At 70.4% G+C, this 18798-nt stretch carries 18 protein-coding genes; 7 read left to right on the forward strand and 11 right to left on the reverse strand.

Translation table 11 applies throughout. The features are described 5' to 3' along the window. Window positions 1-79: 79 nt before the first annotated feature. The 3 genes from ACWCXB_RS03060 to ACWCXB_RS03070 all read right to left on the reverse strand — a co-directional run bounded on the left by ACWCXB_RS03060 (window position 80) and on the right by ACWCXB_RS03070 (window position 2993). Window positions 80-1198 carry an LLM class flavin-dependent oxidoreductase gene (locus ACWCXB_RS03060; RefSeq protein ID WP_450718378.1) on the reverse strand — a complete coding sequence of 373 codons (1119 nt, stop codon included), beginning with the start codon at window positions 1196-1198 and terminating at the stop codon, window positions 80-82. A 111-nt stretch (window positions 1199-1309) separates the two neighbouring features. Beyond that, a complete protein-coding gene (locus ACWCXB_RS03065) occupies window positions 1310-2062 on the reverse strand; it encodes an SDR family NAD(P)-dependent oxidoreductase (RefSeq protein WP_450718380.1) in 753 nt (250 codons plus the stop codon). Between the two features lie 10 nt (window positions 2063-2072). After that, a complete protein-coding gene (locus ACWCXB_RS03070; protein ID WP_450718382.1) occupies window positions 2073-2993 on the reverse strand; it encodes an LLM class F420-dependent oxidoreductase in 921 nt (306 codons plus the stop codon). A 389-nt stretch (window positions 2994-3382) separates the two neighbouring features. On the opposite strand from ACWCXB_RS03070, the gene ACWCXB_RS03075 reads away from it, so the two are divergent. Beyond that, a complete protein-coding gene (locus ACWCXB_RS03075) occupies window positions 3383-4486 on the forward strand; it encodes a trypsin-like serine peptidase (protein WP_450718384.1) in 1104 nt (367 codons plus the stop codon). Between the two features lie 76 nt (window positions 4487-4562). Here the strand turns inward: ACWCXB_RS03075 and ACWCXB_RS03080 are convergent, their stop codons facing one another. Then, window positions 4563-4838: a hypothetical protein gene (locus tag ACWCXB_RS03080; protein ID WP_450718386.1), complete on the reverse strand. Its 276-nt coding sequence runs from the start codon at window positions 4836-4838 to the stop codon at window positions 4563-4565. A gap of 377 nt (window positions 4839-5215) precedes the next feature. Between ACWCXB_RS03080 and ACWCXB_RS03085 the strand changes: the two genes are divergently transcribed. Next, entirely contained in the window at window positions 5216-6421 is a 1206-nt protein-coding gene (locus ACWCXB_RS03085; protein ID WP_450718388.1) for a cytochrome P450, read from the forward strand. Between the two features lie 56 nt (window positions 6422-6477). Here the strand turns inward: ACWCXB_RS03085 and ACWCXB_RS03090 are convergent, their stop codons facing one another. After that, entirely contained in the window at window positions 6478-6891 is a 414-nt protein-coding gene (locus ACWCXB_RS03090; RefSeq protein WP_450718390.1) for a PaaI family thioesterase, read from the reverse strand. A 177-nt stretch (window positions 6892-7068) separates the two neighbouring features. Next, a complete protein-coding gene (locus ACWCXB_RS03095) occupies window positions 7069-8289 on the reverse strand; it encodes an amidohydrolase family protein (RefSeq protein WP_450718392.1) in 1221 nt (406 codons plus the stop codon). Window positions 8290-8446: 157 nt separating this feature from the next. Here ACWCXB_RS03095 and ACWCXB_RS03100 point away from each other — a divergent pair, with 157 nt between their 5' ends. Together ACWCXB_RS03100 and ACWCXB_RS03105 are read left to right on the forward strand one after the other, a co-directional pair. Beyond that, on the forward strand, window positions 8447-11407 hold the full coding sequence (locus tag ACWCXB_RS03100; protein ID WP_450718394.1) for an AfsR/SARP family transcriptional regulator: 2961 nt from the start codon (window positions 8447-8449) through the stop codon (window positions 11405-11407). Window positions 11408-11618: 211 nt separating this feature from the next. After that, a complete protein-coding gene (locus ACWCXB_RS03105; protein WP_450718396.1) occupies window positions 11619-11846 on the forward strand; it encodes a hypothetical protein in 228 nt (75 codons plus the stop codon). A 125-nt stretch (window positions 11847-11971) separates the two neighbouring features. Here ACWCXB_RS03105 and ACWCXB_RS03110 read toward each other — a convergent pair whose 3' ends face one another. From ACWCXB_RS03110 to ACWCXB_RS03125, 4 genes are all read right to left on the reverse strand, one after another. Further along, entirely contained in the window at window positions 11972-13198 is a 1227-nt protein-coding gene (locus tag ACWCXB_RS03110) for a hypothetical protein (RefSeq protein WP_450718398.1), read from the reverse strand. 354 nt (window positions 13199-13552) lie between these two features. Then, on the reverse strand, window positions 13553-13948 hold the full coding sequence (locus ACWCXB_RS03115) for a type II toxin-antitoxin system VapC family toxin (protein ID WP_450718400.1): 396 nt from the start codon (window positions 13946-13948) through the stop codon (window positions 13553-13555). Continuing rightward, window positions 13948-14241 carry a hypothetical protein gene (locus tag ACWCXB_RS03120; protein WP_450718402.1) on the reverse strand — a complete coding sequence of 98 codons (294 nt, stop codon included), beginning with the start codon at window positions 14239-14241 and terminating at the stop codon, window positions 13948-13950. Before ACWCXB_RS03120 ends, ACWCXB_RS03115 begins: the two co-directional genes overlap by 1 nt. A gap of 61 nt (window positions 14242-14302) precedes the next feature. Beyond that, the gene (locus ACWCXB_RS03125; RefSeq protein WP_450718404.1) at window positions 14303-15862 is read right to left on the reverse strand and encodes a FadD3 family acyl-CoA ligase; all 1560 of its coding nucleotides are present in this window, start codon (window positions 15860-15862) and stop codon (window positions 14303-14305) included. A gap of 68 nt (window positions 15863-15930) precedes the next feature. Here ACWCXB_RS03125 and ACWCXB_RS03130 point away from each other — a divergent pair, with 68 nt between their 5' ends. Genes ACWCXB_RS03130 through ACWCXB_RS03140 form a run of 3 tightly spaced genes read left to right on the forward strand, consistent with a single transcriptional unit; the run spans window position 15931 to window position 18333 of the window. Continuing rightward, complete coding sequence (locus tag ACWCXB_RS03130) at window positions 15931-17088, forward strand: lipid-transfer protein (protein WP_450718406.1); 1158 nt, start codon at window positions 15931-15933, stop codon at window positions 17086-17088. 22 nt (window positions 17089-17110) lie between these two features. Further along, window positions 17111-17560 (forward strand): Zn-ribbon domain-containing OB-fold protein, encoded by a 450-nt coding sequence (locus tag ACWCXB_RS03135; RefSeq protein ID WP_450718408.1) that lies wholly within the window; start codon window positions 17111-17113, stop codon window positions 17558-17560. Next, a complete protein-coding gene (locus ACWCXB_RS03140; protein WP_450718410.1) occupies window positions 17557-18333 on the forward strand; it encodes an enoyl-CoA hydratase/isomerase family protein in 777 nt (258 codons plus the stop codon). The genes ACWCXB_RS03135 and ACWCXB_RS03140 overlap by 4 nt, the downstream gene beginning before the upstream one ends. 59 nt (window positions 18334-18392) lie before the next feature. Here ACWCXB_RS03140 and ACWCXB_RS03145 read toward each other — a convergent pair whose 3' ends face one another. Beyond that, window positions 18393-18689 carry a hypothetical protein gene (locus ACWCXB_RS03145; protein WP_450718412.1) on the reverse strand — a complete coding sequence of 99 codons (297 nt, stop codon included), beginning with the start codon at window positions 18687-18689 and terminating at the stop codon, window positions 18393-18395. Window positions 18690-18798: the final 109 nt, after the last annotated feature.

The following is an 18798-nucleotide window of genomic DNA, read 5'->3' on the forward strand; positions in this document are numbered from 1 at the left end:
CCCGGGCAGCCGCCCGCAGGGCGCAGCGGGGGCCTGGGGCGGAGCCCCACCGGGGCCGACGGGCGGGCGGAGCCCACCGTCAAGCGGACTCGCGGAAGCGGGTGGTGCGGTGGACCGGATCCGTGTCGATCTTCGGGATCACCTGCTCCCCGACCAGCCTGATCGTCTGCAGCGTGTCCTCCTTCGAGATCCCGATCGGCAGCCCGAACGACAGCTGGTCCGCCCCCGCCTGCTCCCACCGCTTGCACTGCGCGAGCACCTCGTCCGGGTCGCCGCAGATCAACAGCTCCTCGGCGATGAGGAGTTCGATGATCTCCTCGTTGTACTCGGGCAGCGTCTCGGGCCACACGGGGAAGCCCTCGGGCCGCGGGAAGGTGTCGTGGTAGCGGAAGACGAGGGACGGCAGGTAGTGCAGCCCGCCGCCGACCGCGATCCGTACGGCCTCCTCGTGCGTCGGCGCGCAGATCGCCGTCGTCGTCACCATCACGTTGTCGTTGACGTAGTCGCCGATCGGCTCGGCGTCGACGATCGCCGTCTTGTACTGCTCCAGCACCCACTCCATGTCGGAGACCTTCTGGACGCTGAAGCCCAGCACCCCGAGCCCCTTCTTCGCGGCCATCGCGTACGAGGGCGGGGAGCCGGCCGCGTACCACATCGCCGGGTGCGACTTGCCGTACGGCTTGGGCAGGATCTTGCGCGGCGGCAGCGACCAGTGCTTGCCCTGGAACCCGACGTACTCCTCCTGGAGCCACATCTTCGGGAACTCGGCGATGGTCTCTTCCCAGATCTTCTTGGTGTAGTTCATGTCGGTGACGCCCGGAATGAACCCCAGGATCTCGTGCGAGCCGGCGCCGCGCCCCGAGCCGAACTCATGACGCCCTTCGCTCAGGTGGTCGAGCATGGCGACCTTCTCGGCGACCTTCACCGGGTGGTTGACCTGGGCGAGCGGGTTGAAGATGCCCGAGCCCAGGTGGATGCGCTCGGTCGCGTGGGCGAGGTAGCCGAGGAAGACGTCGTTCGCCGAGAGGTGCGAGTACTCGTCCAGGAAGTGGTGCTCGGACGCCCAGGCGTACTTGAAGCCGGACTTGTCGGCCTGGATGACGTACTCGGTCTCCTCCATCAGTGCCTTGTGTTCGGCGAGGGGGTCGGTCTCGGCGCGCTTGCCGACGTAACCCTGCACAAAGAGCCCGAATTCCATGGGGGTCCCACCACCGTCCCTACGTTTCTGACGTACCGTCAGATCTGAATGCACCGACTGTTCCACCGCGCGTCCGAGGCGTCAATACCTGACGATGCGTCAGGTACATCGTCAGAGAACGCTGACCCCCGCCAGCCAGCCTCCGTCGATGACGAACGGCTGGCCCGTGATGTACGAGGAGTCGTCGCTGGACAGGAACAGCGCCAGCCGCGCCACCTCCTCCGGCTGCCCGACCCGCCCCAGCGGCACGAGCTTGCGGTACAGCTCGTCCAGCGCCTCCGGGTCCGCGCCGCCCGGATTGCTCATCGGGGTGTCGACGGCACCCGGGCAGACGGCGTTGACCCGGATCCTCTTCGCCGCCAGCTCCATCGCGGCCACCCGGGTCAGGCCGAGGATGGCGTGCTTGGTCGCCGCGTAGGCGCCGACGTAGGACATACCGGTGAGCGCCGTGTACGAGGCCGTATTGACGATCGTGCCGCCGCCCGCGGCCTCGATCTCGGGCGCGACGGTCTTGATGCCCAGGAAGGCGCCGATCTGGTTGACCTGGATGATCTGCTGGAATTCCTCGAGCGGGGTGCTCACCAGCTCGTTGAAGGCCAGGATCCCGGCGTTGTTGACCAGGCCGTCGATGCGGCCGAAGGCGTCCTTGGCGGCGGAGACGGCGGCGGCCCACCCGGCCTCCTGGCTCACGTCGAGATGCACGTAGTGCCCGCCGATCTCCTTGGCCACCGCCTCGCCCTGGTCGTCGAGGACGTCCGCGAGGACGACCTTCGCCCCTTCCGCGGCGAAGAGGCGGGCCTCCTGCTCGCCCTGACCGCGCGCGGCGCCCGTGATGAGGACGACCCGTCCGTCCAGCTTCCCCATGCCACTCTCCTCAGTTCAGGTGTGGTGCGACGTCGGCGGCGAAGGCCGCCATCTGGTCGGTCAGTTCACTGCGGCTCCGGCTGCGGAACCGCACCTGGATCTGGTCCACGCCCATCGCGCCGTACGCGCGCAGCGACTCGGCGAGCGCGTCGGCCTTGCCGGAGAGGGTGCGGCGGCCGACGTCCCAGGTGGCGTCGCCGACGTACAGCGGTTCGGTGATCGCGCCGATCGCGACGGGGCCGGTGACCCCCGCCTCCTCGCGCAGCGCCCTGAACTTCGCGATCTGCGCCGGGAGCCGGTCGCGCGGGTCGCCCTGCGGCAGCCAGCCGTCGCCCCTGAGCGCGGCCCGGCGTACGGCGGCGGGCGAGGAGCCGCCGACCCAGATGGGTACGCGGGCCTGGGCGGGCCGGGGCTTCTGCCCGAGCCCCTCGAAGGCGAACCGCTCCCCCTCGAAGCGCGGGAACTCCTCCGGCCCGAGCGCGGCCCTGAGCGCGTCGATCGTCTCGTCGAGCACGGGCCCGCGGCGCTCGAAGTCCACGCCCAGCGCCTCGAACTCCTCCCGTACGTGACCGGCGCCGACGCCGAGGATCAGACGGCCGGCGGAGAGGTGGTCGAGGGTCGCGTACTGCTTGGCGGTGAGGAGGGGGTGGCGCAGTCCGACGACGGCGACATGGCTGAGGAGCCGTACGCGTTCGGTGATCGCGGCGAGGAAGGAGAGCATGGCGACGGGGTCGTACCAGACGGTCGACATCGCGCCGGCGAGCCGACGCGGGATCGCGACGTGGTCGCAGCTCGCGAGGTAGTCGAAGCCGGCGCGGTCGGCGGTGCGGGCGATCTCGGCGAGATCGCCGGGGCCCGCGGTGGCCTCCCAGGGCTCGGCGTAGATGGTGCTCTGCGACTGGACCGGGAGCTGCATCCCGTAGACCACCATGATCGACCCCTTTGATCTGACGATCCGTCATATTCGATGGATCCCCATGGTCTTGGCTGACGCTCCATCAGACAAGGGGTGTGCGGGTGTCCGGCTCTCCAGGGCCGGTCCGGAGTGCCGTCCACGAGTGACTCACCCCCTCACTCCACCCAATCGCACCCCGAGCCGCAATTCGCCGGAATGGGGCGCAGTGGACCACCGATCGGAACAGCCGGAACGGCCGGAACAATCACCGAAGAACCAATTCATCATCACGAAGTATTCACGGCAGGGAGATTCAAAGGAGTTCCGCTTTTTCCGCATTTCTTTTCGCAGTTGCATTTGCTTGATCATCTGTGGTTGTCTGCGACGCTTCCAAGATCAACTACATTTCTTTCGGAGGAAGTCCGTTGCGTCACCGACTCCTTGCCGTGTCCCTCACGGCAGCTGCCGTCGCTCTCACTCTCAGCCCATCCACGGCACACGCCGACTCCCGCCCCGTCCTGGGCACGGAGTCCGGCGTCTCGGTAGCCGCCGAATCCACCACCACCAAGGAGATGCGGGACCACTGGACGCCGGAGCGGATGCGCCAGGCGCTCCGCAACGACCTCTCGCTGCCGAAGCACTCGCAGGGGGCGGAGCGCTCTCAGGGTGCGGAACGCTCTCCCGTCGGCAGCGGCATACCGGCGCAGGCGGGGCCGCGGTCGGCGGACGCGGTGCTGCCGTCCCTCACGGCCACGCAGTTCACGACCAGCTCCGCGGCCGCCGACGAGATCTCCGTCGCGCAGGAGGTGCCGTACACCACCGCGCCGCAGTACGCACTCGTGGGGCGGCTGTTCTTCGACGACCCCGAGGGCGTCCCGCACACGTGCAGCGCCTCCTCGATCGTCGCCAACAACAAGAACACCCTGTGGACCGCCGGACACTGCGTCCACGAGGGCGACGGGACGGGCGACGCGGGGTGGATGAAGAACTTCATGTACATCCCCGGCTACCGGGACGGCAACGGCCCGTTCGGGGCATGGGCCGTGAAGACGAAGATCGCGCCGAACTCCTGGATGGACAGCGGTGACCTGAAGGGCTCCGACTACGCGGCGCTGGTGCTGGACCCGCACCCGACGCACGGCAATCTGCAGGACAGGGTGGGCGCTTTCGGCTACCTGTTCGCCTCGAACGTCACCGACTACAGCGACATCTACTCGGCGGGCTACCCCGGCAAGGGCTACAACCGGACCGACTTCACCGGCGAGCGGATGATGTTCTGCTACGGAAACACCGTGGACGCCGGGCCGTGGAACCCGCTGGACGACCGGCTGTCCATGGACTGCGACATGGGTGAGGGTTCCTCCGGCGGTCCGATGGTCCACGGCAAGAACTCGGCCAACCCGCAGATCGTCGGTGCCATCAGCCACCACGAGGCGGACGCGGACGGCAACCGCATCTCCGACGACCAGTTCTCGTCCATTCACGATTCGCAGGCCGCGAACGTGATCGACGCGGCCAACGCCGCCTGATCCACGTCACACAGAGGAACGGGGCCCCAGTTCCGGGCCCCGTTCCTCTCATGCGTGGTCCCGCCGGGTCGGCGGATCAGCTCGGCTCGGCGTACTTCGCCCGCTCCGACGTCCAGGCGTCCATGATCTCCTGCGTCGTCATGCGGTCCACATCGGCGGGGAGCGTCCGGCCGGACTTCGCGAGTTCGGCCTCCCACAGGCGTACGTAGTCGGCGCGGCTCTTCTTCGGCTCGGTACGCACGGTCACCCCGGTGTCCGGTGTCCCGAGGTACTGGACGGCCACGGCGCCGCCGCCGGCGAGTGCGGTACCGGCGAGGAACGCCACGACGGCCACGGTGCGGCGCATGCGCATGGGAGGGGGTCCTTGTCTGTCGTGCGGGCGGCGGAACAGGGGATGCCGACGGGCCCCGGGGGTACCGGAACCATCTTCCCGGACCTCACGCTATCGACTCCATCAGTGTCATGCACACGCTCAGAGACCGGACCGGGGTGGGCCCCACTTTCGGGTGACTGCCGGCCTGCCCCTCGATTCGGAGCCCAGGCGGTCCCCCCGGCTCCCGTCCGGACATCCGCAGGCCGCTCGGACGGGGCCATCCGGGCGTGCGGAGGTGTCCGGCACCGATGCAGTGCACACATATGGCATACGCGGGAAATGCCGAGGTGGCTGTCTCCCGCTCGTCTCCTACGCGCGTCAGCAGCGATCGTCTTCCTGGAGCTGGAGCAGCAGCGATGCCCGAAACCGGCGAAGTAACCACCTGCCCGTTCGACTTCAGCGATGGCCTGGAGTTCGATCCCTCGCTCGCGGAACTGATGGCCCGCGAAACCATCACACGGATCCGGCTGCCGTACGGCGATGCCCATGCCTGGCTGGTCACCGGGTTCGACGGCGTTCGGAAGGTGACCACCGATCACCGGTTCAGCCGGGCGGAGATCATGGGCCGTGACTATCCGCGGCTCACGCCGGAGCCGATCGTTTCCCCGGAGTCGATCAATGTGATGGACCCGCCGCGCAGCAGCCGGCTGCGGCGGCTGGCCTCGCAGGCGTTCACCCCGCACCATGTGGACCCGATGCGGACGGCGATCGTACGGCTCGTGGACACGCTGCTCGACGAGATGGCCGCGGCCGGGCCGCCGGCTGATCTGGTGCACCACCTCTCGGACCAGCTGCCCCAGCACACCATCTGCGAGCTGCTCGGGATTCCACGGGCCGACCGGCCCCGGATGCAGGAGTACGCCCATCAGTTGCTCTCCACCGGCCCGGACAGCCGGCAGGCCGCGGCAACGGCCAAGGCGGAGCTGCGGGCGTACTTCGGTGGGCTGGTCGACGAGCGGCGGCGTGCCCCGGGGGATGACCTGATCAGCGCGCTGGCCGCGGCCAAGGACGGCGAGGACGCGCTCGACGACCAGGAACTGGCGGTCATGGCGCTGACGCTGATGCTCAGCGGCCATGACACCGCCACCTGCCAGATCAGCAACATCTCCTACCTGCTCCTGACCCGCCCCGGGCTGATGGAGCGGCTCAGGAAGCGGCCGGAGACCCTGTCCGCCGTCCTGGACGAGCTGCTCCGCTTCATCCCGTTCCGCAAGGGGGTCGGCATCCCCCGGGTGGCCCTGGAGGATGTGGAACTGGGCGGGGTCCGGATCCGGACGGGCGACTTCGTCCATGTGTCCTACCTGACGGCGAACCGCGATCCGGAGCGCTTCCCGGACCCCGACACCATCGACCCGGACCGGCCGGGTCTGCCTCATATGACCTTCGGTTGGGGCGGACACCGGTGCATCGCCGCGCCGCTGGCGATCGCGGAGCTGGAGGTGGCGATCGGGCGGCTGGTGGAGCGGTTTCCGGGGCTGCGGCTGGCCGTGCCGGCGGAGGAGGTGCGCTGGGACACGGAGACCATCCGGCGCTTCCCGGTCGAGCTGCCCGTGGCCTGGTAGGCCGGCTGCGGTGGACGGCCCGGCGAAGCCGGTCGGCAGGTGCCGCCGGACAGCCTCTAACCCAGCAGCGCGTACACCGTGGAAGCGCGGGCCGCAGGCTCGGTCGCGCCCTCCGCCGTCATCGTGATGTCCGCGAACGCCATGCGCTTGCCGAGTTTGGAGACGCGGGCGTCGATCAGGACGTCCGCGCCGGTCACCGCCCGCTGGAAGGTGGTCGACTGCTGGACCGTCGTCATCGGGACGAAGGCACCGCGGGCCGAGGAGACGGCGATCACGGTCGCCGTGTCGGCCGCTGCCATCAGCGCCTGGCCGGAGAGCGCCCCGCCCTCGCGGGCGAGCCGGTCCGACCAGGGCAGGCGCAGGACGGCGTGGAGGCCGCCCGTTTCGACGACGGTCAGTCCGAGGTCGAGCACCCACGGGGCGAAGTTGTCGGCGAGGATCTTGTCGGCTTCAGCGAGCGAGAGCGTCATGGGCCGATGGTGGGGCCGCCCGCGCCTTGATGTCCACGTCCTGCGCGGAACGGCCGCGGCCTGTCCCGGGCGTGTCTCAGGGGCGGCGCCGCCCGGCGGGGGTCCGGGAACGTGCCCCTCTGCCGACCGCGCGCTTCGTGGAGCCGCGGCCTCACCGGGGGCCGCGGCTCCGTCGCGTCAGGGCCCCGGCCAGAGCCCCTCGGGCGTCAGCCCCAGAAGCTCGATCGCGTTGCCGCGCACGATCCGCTCCACCACGTCGGGCGCCAGGTGCCCCATCTGGGACTCCCCCACCTCGCGCGACTTGGGCCAGGTGGAGTCGGAGTGCGGGTAGTCGGTCTCGTACAGGACGTTCCCGACGCCGATCGCGTCCAGGTTCCGCAGCCCGAAGGCGTCGTCGAAGAAGCAGCCGTACACGTGCTCCGCGAAGAGCTCGGACGGCGGCCGCAGGACCTTGTCCGCGACGCCGCCCCAGCCGCGGTTCTCCTCCCACACCACGTCCGCGCGCTCCAGGATGTACGGGATCCAGCCGATCTGGCCCTCCGCGTACATGATCTTCAGGTTCGGGAAGCGTTCGAACTTGCCGCTCATCAGCCAGTCGACCATCGAGAAGCAGCAGTTGGCGAAGGTGATGGTCGAGCCGACGGCCGGCGGGGCGTCCGCCGAGGTCGACGGCATCCTCGACGAGGAGCCGATGTGCATGGCGACGACCGTGCCGGTCTCGTCGCACGCCGCGAGGAACGGGTCCCACTCGTCGGTGTGGATGGACGGGAGGCCGAGGTGCGGGGGTATCTCGGAGAACGCCACGGCCCGCACGCCACGCGCCGCGTTGCGCCGTACCTCCGCGGCGGCGAGCTCCGGGTCCCACAGGGGGATCAGTGTCAGCGGGATCAGCCGGCCCTGCGCCTCGGGCCCGCACCACTCCTCCACCATCCAGTCGTTGTACGCCCGGACCCCGAGCAGCCCGAGCTCGCGGTCCTTCGCCTCGGTGAAGGTCTGCCCGCAGAAGCGCGGGAAGGTGGGGAAGCAGAGCGCCGACTGGACATGGTTGACGTCCATGTCGGCGAGCCGGTCGGGCACGCTGTACGAGCCCGGCCGCATCTGCTCGTACGTGATGACCTCGAGCCGGATCTCGTCCCTGTCGTAGCCGACCGCGGTGTCGAGGCGGGTCAGCGGCCGGTGCAGGTCCTCGTACACCCACCAGTCGCCGATCGGCCCCTCGTCGCCCGGGGCGCCCATGACCGGGGCGAACTTCCCGCCCAGGAAGGTCATTTCCTTCAGCGGCGCCCGGACGATGCGCGGGCCGCTGTCCTGGTACTTCGACGGGAGCCGGTCCCGCCAGACGTCGGGCGGCTCCACCGTGTGGTCGTCCACCGAGATGATCTTCGGGAAGGTCTCCATGCGCTCCACGGTAGCGCCGATCTGACGGTCCGTCAGCTGCCTGGGTGGGCCGATCTCGGACCGAACCCGCAGATCCTGTGCAGAGAGTCACCCATTGCTGACGAGCCCGCCCCCCGCAAGGCAGACTGTCCGGGGCGATACCGGCGAGGGGGAAGCTATGGACCGTGGGAACGGGCCCTCCGCACCGACACGCGTTCCGGAGCAACGGTCTCCGGTACGGCACGGCGGCGGCGGCCTGCGCTTCAGCGTGCTCGGACCCGTGCGCGCCTGGGGCGACGGCGAGGCCCTGCCCTCCGGCTCACCGCAGCAGCGGGCGCTGCTGGCCGCTCTGCTGCTGCGCGAGGGACGCACCGCCACCGCCGCCGAGCTGATCGACGCGATCTGGGGCGAGGAGCCGCCCTCACAGGCGCTGGCGGCCGTACGGACGTACGCGTCACGGCTGCGCAAGGCCCTCGGCCCCGGCGCCCTCGTCAGCGAGTCAGGCGGCTACGCCATCCGCACCCCGGCCGACGCCCTCGACCTGCACGTCGCACAGGAGCTCGTCGCCGACGCCGAGAAGGCACGGGCGGGCGGCGACCGCTGCCGGGCGCGGGGGCTGATCAACAAGTCACTGGGGCTGTGGGACGGCGAGGCACTCGCCTCCGTGCCCGGGCCCTACGCCGAGTCGCAGCGGGCCCGGCTGGAGGAGTGGCGGCTCCAGCTCCTGGAGAGCCGCCTGGAGATGGACCTCGACGTCGGCTGCCACGCGGAGGCCGTGTCCGAGCTCACCGCACTGACGGCCACCCACCCGCTGCGGGAGCGGCTGCGCGAGCTGCTGATGCTCGCGCTCTACCGCAGCGGACGGCAGGCCGAGGCGCTCGCGGTGTACGCCGACACCCGGCGGCTCCTCGCCGACGAACTGGGCGTCGACCCGCGCCCCGAGCTGTCCCGGCTCCAGCAGCGCATCCTCCAGGCCGACGCGGAACTGGCCCGTCCGGTCGAGGAGCCGACGCCGAGCGCGCCGCAGATAACCCGCCCGGCCCAACTCCCCGCGACTGTCCCCGACTTCACCGGGCGCGCCGCCTTCGTACGGGAACTGAGCGAGCAACTCGCCACCGCCGAGGGCTCGGTGATGGCCGTCTCCGCGCTCGCGGGCATCGGCGGCGTCGGCAAGACGACGCTCGCCGTGCACGTCGCCCACGAGGCCCGGGCGCACTTCCCTGACGGCCAGCTGTACGTCGACCTCCAGGGCGCGGGCGCGCGGGCCGCCGAGCCGGAAACGGTGCTCGGGGCCTTTCTGCGGGCCCTCGGCACCGCGGACTCGGCGATCCCCGACTCCCTCGACGAGCGGGCGGCGCTGTACCGCTCCACGCTCGACGGCCGCCGCATCCTCGTCCTCCTGGACAACGCACGCGACGCGGCCCAGATCCGCCCTCTGCTGCCCGGCACGGCAGGCTGCGCCGCCCTCATCACCAGCCGGGTACGCATGGTCGACCTGGCCGGCGCGCACCTGGTGGACCTGGACGTGATGTCCCCCGAGGAAGCCCTCCAGCTCTTCACCCGGATCGTGGGCGTCGAGCGGGTCTCCGCGGAACGCAAGGCCGCCCTCGACGTCGTCGCCGCCTGCGGCTTCCTGCCACTCGCCATCCGTATCGCCGCCTCCCGGCTGGCCGCCCGCCGCACCTGGACGGTCTCGGTCCTGGCCGCCAAGCTCGCGGACGAGCGGCGCCGCCTCGACGAACTCCAGGCCGGCGACCTCGCCGTCAAGGCCACCTTCGAGCTGGGCTACGGCCAGCTGGAGCCCGCCCAGGCCCGCGCCTTCCGCCTCCTCGGCCTCGCCGACGGCCCGGACATCTCCCTGGCCGGGGCCGCCGCCGTCCTCGACCTGCCGCCGCAGGACACCGAGGACCTGCTGGAGGCCCTGGTCGACACCTCGCTGGTCGAGTCCGCGGCGCCGGGACGCTACCGCTACCACGACCTCGTACGCCTCTACGCGCGTGCGTGCGCGGAGCGGGACGAACAGCCGCCGGAGGAGCGGGAGGCGGCGCTGTCGCGGCTGCTGGACTTCTATCTGGCGACGGCGGCGAGGGTGTTCGCCATCGGACGCCCGGGCGACAGGCTGGTGGACCACCTGGAGCCGACGGGGGATGCGGGACTTGAGTTCGCCGACCGGAACGACGCCCAGGACTGGCTCTACGCGGAGGCGAACTGCCTTCTGGCATGCGCACGGCAAGCATCGGCAGGGGCGCAGCTCCGGCGCGCCGTGGACCTACTGTGGGCGGCGCAGGACCTCGCGGAGTCCGGCGCCAACTCGAAGGTGTACGAGTCGGTCGCGTTCGCGGCTCTCGAAGCAGCCCGGGCCGCCGGCGACCCGCGCACCGAGGGCCGCGCCCGAACCTCAGTGACCAACGTCCACCTGGTGGCAGGGCGTTACGAGGACGCGGACGAGGAGGCCAAGCAGGCGGCACGGCTCGCGAAGATCGCCGATGATCCCGCACCCGTCTACTGGTCCGACAACGACCGCGGCATCATCGCCCTCGTCCAAGGGCGGAACGAGGAAGCCGAGGAGCTCCTGCGCCGGGCGATGGAGGGTTCCCGAGCCGACGGGAATCTCCCCGGCGAGGCCAGCGCTCTGAGCAACCTCTCACGCATTCATGTCGCCTTGGGGCGCACCGAGCAGGGCATCGCACTCGCGCAACAGGGCATCGCGATCTACCACCAGATCGGGCATACGCTCCGACTGGCCAATGCCCGCTATGCCCTTGGGGTCGCCCTCACCCAAGCACGTCGTCAGGCCGAGGCGCTGGAGCAGTACGACGAGGCTCTCCACATCTTCGAGAAGAACCGTCAGCGCCTCTGGGAAGGCACCACACACTTCCGTATCGCCGAGGCCCACTTGGGGGCGCACCGCCCGGCACAGGCGGCGCAGCACGCCGAGCAGGCCCTGGCCATCGGCTGCATCGGCGGCGATCGCATGCGGGGCAACACCCTCACCGTGCTGGGCAAGGCCCTCGAAGCACTTCGCCAAGGCGGCCGCGCCCGTGCCTGCTGGCGCGAGGCACTGGCCATCTACCAGCAGGTGGGCGCCGCCGAGGCCGACGAGGTCCGGCGTCTACTGGCGCCGATTGCGGCCGCGTGACCCCTGGCGCGTGAGACGTTCAGCATTCGTTTATCCCTGCCCGGCACTCTCTACGTATCGGTCCGTCGCATCGGGGGGCAGACGGGTCGCCAGGGGCTCATCGCTAAGGTGAGCGTCCCGAAAACGCCCGTTCGGCGGCCCTCGGGGGAGTCGCCGAACGGGCGTTACCGATCAGATGCCGCATCGCCGGCACGAAGGGGAGCTGACGACGATGAGCGACGAGAAGAAGAACGAAGACATCACCACGATGGGCGACCACCACGCACCCGTCCCGCCCGCCGAAGTCGGCATCACCACCATGGGCGACCACCACGCACCCGTCCCGCCCGCAGACGGTGACGTCACGACCCTCGGCGACCACCACGCGCCGGCCCCGCCGAAGGACGGCGGCATCACCACCATGGGCGACCACCACGCCCCTGCTCCGCCCCAGGACTAGGACTCACATCCGACGGGGTGCGGCCGCGGCGGCGCGGAGGGGGAGCCGCCGCGGCCGCGATATGTCCAAGCTCGTCAATTGGGATACTGAGCCCAATAGTTGGCGGTTCTCGCCAAGTATTGTGCTCATGAGGTGATAGCCAGGCGGCCCCTGGCGGCGGCCCTGACCTCGGGCTCCTCCATCGGGTCGTCCCGCAGCCGGACAAGCCGCTGCCGGACCTGTGGCACGTCGGGTGCGGAGGCAATGCCCAGCAACCGGGAGTTCGATTCGCAGTCCCAGAGCGACTCGATGTACACCCGGCCGAGTCCGACCGGGGCGATGGCCGCCAGGGCCTTCAGGTATGCCGGCCGTTCGTAGGAGTGCGGGGTGCGCAGCCAGAGTCGGCGCAGTACCGGAGCTGCCTCCGCGGCCGTCGGCCCGAAGCGGGCAAGACCGGCTGCCAGCCGGTCGGGGCCGCACCACCGCCGTGCCTCCTCGTGGGCTGAGAGTTCGTTCATCAGTACGGGCAGGTCCTGGGCTTCGCCGTGTTCGGCCAGAACCCGGATGCCGGTCCAGGACAACCAGGGCCGCTCGTCCGCTGCCCAGACCCGCGCCTCAGGGACGGCAAGGGCGCCGAGCCGCTCGATCGCACGCGCGAGCCCGGGCAGGGACCGTTCGTCGTCCACCGTCCCCAGTCCGGGCACCAAGGAGATCAGGGCCGGCTCCGGTGGGCGACCGGCCAAGGTGTGCAGGGCCTGGGTCTTTGCGCCGTCGGCCGCACCGCCATCGGCCAGTACGGACAGCAGTCGGTGGCCGCTCGGACTCAGGTCGATCGTGTGTATCCGTGGTGGGCGAACGCGGGCGGCGGGCACGGGGCCCATCCCCCAGCGCACCCAGGGGTCGGACCGCCACAGCAGCGGTTCCTCCCCGGCCAGACGGGCCCGTGCGACGTCGGCCAGGTCGTCCCACCATTCGACCGGCCAGACATCTGCCACCGACTCAAGGACGTCCACCCAGTGCTCGCCCTCGCGGATGTAGGCCCGCAGGGCTTCGCGGGCCTCGGCCGAACCAGACACGGCCAGCAGTTCCAGCATGCGGGTGGCTCTCTCGCAGTCATTCTCGTCCTGTGCCAGCAGGGCGACCACCGGATCCAGCGGGAGTCCCAGCTCCTGGATCAGCCGCGCCAGGTAGAGGTGGCGGTCGTCCACCGAGTCCCACCGCCAGTCATGCCGGACGGCGTCGTACACCTGCTCGGCGGATGTTCCCGGATCGTCCGGCGCCAGCAGCGCGCCCAGACCTCGACCTCGTTGCAGCAGTCCCTTGTGCGAGCCCGCCAACGCGTACCCCTGGCCACTCACTGATTCGTCGCTCATCGTTGCGGAGCCTGCCGGAGGCGCAGCACCGAAGCCAGGCATTTTCGACGACCGCCCCTCCCTCATAGAGCCACAGGTCGGGCGGTGCTGCACACAGTGCGTGGCCCGGGCGGAGCGTGCGTTCCACAACGCCCTTGCCGGCCAGCGGCCCCATCTCCGGGAGCGAGCCGCCGAGCTCGCGAGGGCGGCCGGGGTCCTGTATCTCGATGGCACAGCCTTCCAGGGAGCCGGTGACGGCGTGCAGACCGCCATCGACTGCACGCGGCACCTGCCCTGCCCTGCCCTGCCCTGCCCTGCCCTGCCCTGCCCCAGGGCGAGACTCGCATCCGACAGGGTGTTGGTCGCAGGCAGCGCTCACACGGGCCAGAGCGCGACGCCCGGCCGGCAGAGCTTCTTCATGTCGTCTTCGTCCGACGTGAGGATCATCGTGTTGCCGCGCTGACGCCCGGCGATGACCGCGAGCGCGGCGTCGATGGCGTACTTGTGGCCGTGCAGGCCGGTTTCCTTCAGGAGAACGATCGCCTCATCGGCAACCTCACGCGTCACCGGCTCCACGACAATCCGGGACAGGACCCACTGCCAGGCGGCGTGCCGCACCTGACCGTGATACGCCTCGATGAGGGTCATGGAGCTGGTCACGACACGGATGCCCGCCCGATGAGCCTCGTTGAGGCGGCCCGACATCGTCCGGTCCCTAAGAGCCGCGAGCGACAGAGCCTGACTGTCCAGGACGTAGCAGTCGGGGTCCATCAGGCAGCTGCCGAGGAGGAACCCGAAGGCCCGGAACTCTGGTCGTCAGCTGCCTGCTCGGCGAAGATTCGCGCCATCTGCCGTCGCTCGGCCTCCGCAGCGGCCTGTTCCTCCTCAGTGAGGGGTCCACCCTCCTCCAGCATCCACTCGACCAGCTCACCGAGCCGGTCCTGCTCGCGCTGGCGCTGTATGGCATGCGTGACGTACGCACTGAAGGCACCCGGACCGACTTCCTTGCGGATCTCCTCCGCGAGCTCTTCCGGCAGGGTGACGGTGTACTTCTTGGTTGCCATACCTTCGACCATACCGCTCGCACCGGGCCGTGGCACTCGCTCGAAGGGGTGACCGGAGCCGTCACCCCCTGGCCCTGAGCTCCGTCTTCAAGACCTTCCCGCTCGCGTTCCGCGGCAGCTCGGCCACGAACTCGACCGACCTCGGCACCTTGTAGTTCGCCATCTCCCGCCGGGACCACGCGATCAGGTCGTCCGCCGTCAGCGTCGAACCGGGGCGCCGGACCGCGTACGCCTTGCCCACCTCGCCCAGCCGCCCGTCAGGGATGCCGATCACGGCCACGTCCGCGATGTCAGGGTGGAGACCCAGGAGTTGCTCGATCTCTGCCGGGTACGCGTTGAAGCCGCCGACGATGAACATGTCCTTGATCCGGTCGGTGATGCGGAGGTTGCCCGCCTCGTCCAGGACGCCCACGTCGCCCGTGTGGAGCCAGCCGTCCTCGTCCAGGACCTTGGCCGTCCCGTCCTCGTCCTCGAAGTAGCCGCGCATGACGTTGTGGCCGCGGACCAGGACCTCGCCCGGTTCGCCGGGAGCGGAGGAGAGGACGCGGACCTCGGTGCCGGGGATCGCGCGGCCGGAGGTGGCGGCGATGGTTTCGGGGGCGTCGCCGCGGCGGCACATCGTGACGATGCCGGACGCCTCGGAGAGGCCGTACGCCGTGAGGACGGTCGCGATGCGAAGCTCGTTGCGGAGGCGTTCGACCAGGCGCAGGGGGACCACCGCCGCGCCGGTGACGACCAGCCGGAGCGCCGACAGGTCGTGGGTGTCGCGTGCCGGGTGGTCGAGGAGGGACTGGTGCAGGGTCGGCGGGCCCGGCAGGACGGATACGCGCTCCGACGCGATGTTCGCCAGGACCGTGTCCACGTTGAAGACGGGCTGCGGGACCATCGTCGCGCCCCGCATCAGGCACGCGATGATGCCCGCCTTGTAGCCGAAGGTGTGGAAGAAGGGGTTCACGATCAGATAGCGGTCGCCCTCGCGCAGGCCCGCCAGCTCGCTCCAGATGCCGTAGCAGCGCAGCGTCTGCGCATGGGTGATCACCGCACCCTTGGGCGCGCCCGTCGTGCCCGACGTGAAGATGATGTCCGAGGGGGACGAGGAGGCGACCGCGTCCGCCCTCGCGCGTACCTCCGACGCCGGCACACCGTCGCCGCCCGCCAGGAAGTCCTTCCAGGTCCGGTAGTCCTCGGGCGCGCTGTCCGCCAGGACCACCACCTGTTCCAGGTACGGCAGTTCCACCTCCGCTCGGCGCAGCGACGCCACGTACGACGTGCCGAGGAACGTGCCCGTGATGAAGAGCAGCTTGGCGCGGGAGCGTTCGAGGACGTACGCCGCCTCCGTGCCCTTGAAGCGGGTGTTGAGCGGTACGAGCACCGCCCCCGCCGAGACCGCCCCGAGCGCGGAGACGATCCAGTCCAACGTGTTCGGCGCCCACACGGCGACCCGGTCGCCCGGCTCCACGCCCGCCGCGATGCACGCAGCCGCCGCCCGCTCGACGCGCTCGCCCAGTTCGGCGTACGTGACGCGCGTACGGCCCTCGACGACGGCCTCCCGCTCGCCGTACCGTTCCGCGGCGCTCCGTACCAGCCTCGGGATGGAGCCCCACTCCAGGTCGCCGCGCATAGCTAACCCTCCCGCCGTCGGAGTCGCAGTAGCTGACTGTCCGTCAGATTAGCTGTACCCTCGCCCGCATGGCGAGCCTCAAGAGCCTCAAGGACGCAACAGCGATAGCCGGGATAGGACAGACCCGCTTCGCGAAACACCTCCCCGAATCCGAGAAGACCCTGGCCTGCCGGGCCGTCCTCGCCGCACTCGACGACGCCGGCATCGCCCCCGCCGAGGTCGACGCCTTCGCCTCGTACACCATGGAGGAGACCGACGAGGTCGAGGTGGCCAAGACCATCGGCGCCGGCGACGTCACCTTCTTCAGCAAGGTGGGATACGGAGGCGGCGGCTCCTGCGCCACCGTCGCGCACCTCGCCGCCGCCATCGCGACCGGACAGGCGAGCGTCGGCGTCGCCTGGCGGTCACGGAAGCGCGGGTCCGGGCCGAGGCCGTGGAAGAACACGGCGGTCCAGCTGCCCACTCCCGCGCAGTGGACCCGGCCCTTCGGGCTGCTGCGGCCCGCCGACGAGATCGGCATGCTGGCCCGGCGCTACATGCACGAGTACGGCGCCACCCGCGACCACCTCTTCAACGTCGCCCTCGCCTGCCGCAACCGCGCCAACCAGAACCCCGCCGCGATCATGTACGAGCGGCCGCTGACCCGCGAGATGTACATGACCGCCCGCTGGATCAGCGAGCCGCTCTGCCTCTTCGACAACTGCCTGGAGACGGACGGGGCACTGGCGTGTGTGCTCGTCTCCGCCGAGCGGGCCCGCGACTGCCGGCAGAAACCGGTGTACGTGCACTCGGTCGCCCAGGGCCTGCCGGCCCAGCACCACGGCATGGTCAACTACTGGAACGACGACCCGCTCACCGGCCCCGCCTGGACCGCCGCCCGCCAGCTGTGGAAACAGGCCGACTTCGGGCCCCAGGACGTGGACGTCGCCCAGATCTACGACGCGTTCACGCCCCTCATCCCGCTCTCCCTGGAGGGGTACGGCTTCTGCGGGCGCGGCGAGGGCGCGGCGTTCACCGAGGGCGGCGCGCTCGAGATCGGCGGGCGGCTGCCCGTCAACACCGGCGGCGGCGGGCTCAGCGAGGCGTACGTGCACGGCTTCAACCTCATCAACGAGGGCGTGAAGCAGCTCCGCGGCAGCTCGACCGCACAGGTGCCGGACGCGGCGACGTGCCTGGTCACGGCGGGCGAGGGCGTCCCGACTTCAGCGGTGCTTCTGCGGAATTGAGCTGACAGACAGGAGCTGACAGATGACAGATTCCGACATTGGTTATCTGACGCCCGTCATCGACGATGACGGTGCGCCCTTCTGGGAGCACGCCGCCCGCGGCGAACTCCGCGTGCAGGCCTGCGCCTCCTGCGGCGAACTGCGCTTCCCGCCCCGCCCCTGCTGCCCGCGCTGCCAGTCGTTCGACAGCGAGTGGCGGCGCATGAGCGGGCGTGGCCGGATCTGGTCGTACGTCCTGCCGCATCCACCGCTCCTGCCCGCGTACGCCGAGCAGGCCCCGTACAACGCGGTCGTCGTCGAGCTCGCCGATGCGCCGCACATCAGACTCGTCGGCAACGTGGTGGCCACGCCGGACGCACCCCTGAACTCGGTCGATCCGGCACGGCTGCGGATCGGGGCAGCGGTGAAGGTGGCGTTCACCGAGCTCGCCGACGGGACGGCCGTGCCGCGCTGGCTGCTGGAGCGCGCATGAGCATCCGGGTGGAGACGGACAAGGACACCGGGGTCGCCGTCGTCACGCTCGACCGGCCCGACAAGCACAATGCGATCGATCTGGCGATGGCACTCGAACTGGGCCGGATCTGGCGGGGGTTCAGGTACGACGACACGGTGCGGGCCGCTGTGGTGACGGGCGCGGGGACGCGGGCGTTCTGCACCGGGATCGACCGCGGCGCCGAAGTGCCGCAGCCGTCGTCCCCGTACTCGATCGACGATCCGCTGCTCACCATCGGCCCGAAGGCGAACGACCTGTGGAAACCCGTCGTCGCGGCGGTCCGCGGGCTGGCGTGCGGCGGGGCGTTCTATCTGCTGGGCGAGGCGGAGTTCGTGGTCGCCGCCGAAGATGCGGAGTTCTTCGATCCGCATACGACATACGGGATGGTCAGCGCGTACGAGTCCGTCCACATGGCGATGCGGATGCCGTTCGGGGAGGTGGCCCGGATGGCGCTGATGGGGACGGCCGAGCGGGTGTCGGCCCGGCGGGCGTACGAGACGGGCCTGGTCAGCGAGGTGACGGCACCCGGTGAGGAGGTCGCCGCCGCGCTGCGGTGCGCGGCGGTGATCGCGTCGTATCCGACGGAGGCCGTGCAGGGAACGGTGCGGGCCGTCTGGTCGGCGAAGGAGGCGGCGCGGGCGCAGGCCCTCGCACATGCCCCCCACCTGATCGCGCTCGGGAACCTGCCGCCGGAGCGGCAGGCCGAGCTGTTCACGAGCGGGCGGGGCAGAGGCGCGTACCGGGTGCGTTAGGGCAGCACAGGGCACTGGACCTGGCGACCACCGCAGCGGACGGCTGCCGAATGTGTGGACTACCGCACGGGGACGGCGAGTTCGCGCCCGCGGTAGAAGCCTTCGCGCTCCTCGAGGATGTAGGGCGCCATGGCCTCGTGCCGCCTGGTCTCCGCCTCGGAGGTCCGCCAGGCGTCACACGCTTCCTTGGTGTCCCAGAACGACACCCCGGTGATCTCCTGCCCGTCCTCGGACCAGTAGGCGTAGGCGTGGCGCAGGGCCTCGGGATACGGGTCCGGGCGCCATGCCCGCTCGAACTCCTCCAACGTGCCCGGCTTGATGCGGCGCGTCGTCACCCAGACGAAATGCTCCTTCATCGCAGCCTCCTCCTGAACGCCGGTTCAGCTTGCCGGTGTCCCTCCGACCACCGTAGGTCCGTGGCGCCGCTTCCGCCTCTGCGGCGGGATCGCCGGGCTCCGGCTGCCG

It is taken from the genome of Streptomyces sp. NPDC001514, assembly GCF_053597075.1.

Bases quoted from the DNA above. Each gene is read 5' to 3' on its own strand.
- ACWCXB_RS03095 (WP_450718392.1), bottom strand. From the start codon at position 8,289: ATGGAGACCTTCCCGAAGATCATCTCGGTGGACGACCACACGGTGGAG.
- ACWCXB_RS03070 (WP_450718382.1), bottom strand. From the start codon at position 2,993: ATGGTGGTCTACGGGATGCAGCTCCCGGTCCAGTCGCAGAGCACCATC.
- ACWCXB_RS03065 (WP_450718380.1), bottom strand. From the start codon at position 2,062: ATGGGGAAGCTGGACGGACGGGTCGTCCTCATCACGGGCGCCGCGCGC.
- ACWCXB_RS03135 (WP_450718408.1), top strand. From the start codon at position 17,111: ATGACAGATTCCGACATTGGTTATCTGACGCCCGTCATCGACGATGAC.
- ACWCXB_RS03090 (WP_450718390.1), bottom strand. From the start codon at position 6,891: ATGACGCTCTCGCTCGCTGAAGCCGACAAGATCCTCGCCGACAACTTC.
- ACWCXB_RS03140 (WP_450718410.1), top strand. From the start codon at position 17,557: ATGAGCATCCGGGTGGAGACGGACAAGGACACCGGGGTCGCCGTCGTC.
- ACWCXB_RS03085 (WP_450718388.1), top strand. From the start codon at position 5,216: ATGCCCGAAACCGGCGAAGTAACCACCTGCCCGTTCGACTTCAGCGAT.
- ACWCXB_RS03100 (WP_450718394.1), top strand. From the start codon at position 8,447: ATGGACCGTGGGAACGGGCCCTCCGCACCGACACGCGTTCCGGAGCAA.
- ACWCXB_RS03120 (WP_450718402.1), bottom strand. From the start codon at position 14,241: ATGGCAACCAAGAAGTACACCGTCACCCTGCCGGAAGAGCTCGCGGAG.
- ACWCXB_RS03105 (WP_450718396.1), top strand. From the start codon at position 11,619: ATGAGCGACGAGAAGAAGAACGAAGACATCACCACGATGGGCGACCAC.
- ACWCXB_RS03130 (WP_450718406.1), top strand. From the start codon at position 15,931: ATGGCGAGCCTCAAGAGCCTCAAGGACGCAACAGCGATAGCCGGGATA.
- ACWCXB_RS03115 (WP_450718400.1), bottom strand. From the start codon at position 13,948: ATGGACCCCGACTGCTACGTCCTGGACAGTCAGGCTCTGTCGCTCGCG.
- ACWCXB_RS03060 (WP_450718378.1), bottom strand. From the start codon at position 1,198: ATGGAATTCGGGCTCTTTGTGCAGGGTTACGTCGGCAAGCGCGCCGAG.
- ACWCXB_RS03110 (WP_450718398.1), bottom strand. From the start codon at position 13,198: ATGAGCGACGAATCAGTGAGTGGCCAGGGGTACGCGTTGGCGGGCTCG.
- ACWCXB_RS03080 (WP_450718386.1), bottom strand. From the start codon at position 4,838: ATGCGCATGCGCCGCACCGTGGCCGTCGTGGCGTTCCTCGCCGGTACC.
- ACWCXB_RS03145 (WP_450718412.1), bottom strand. From the start codon at position 18,689: ATGAAGGAGCATTTCGTCTGGGTGACGACGCGCCGCATCAAGCCGGGC.
- ACWCXB_RS03125 (WP_450718404.1), bottom strand. From the start codon at position 15,862: ATGCGCGGCGACCTGGAGTGGGGCTCCATCCCGAGGCTGGTACGGAGC.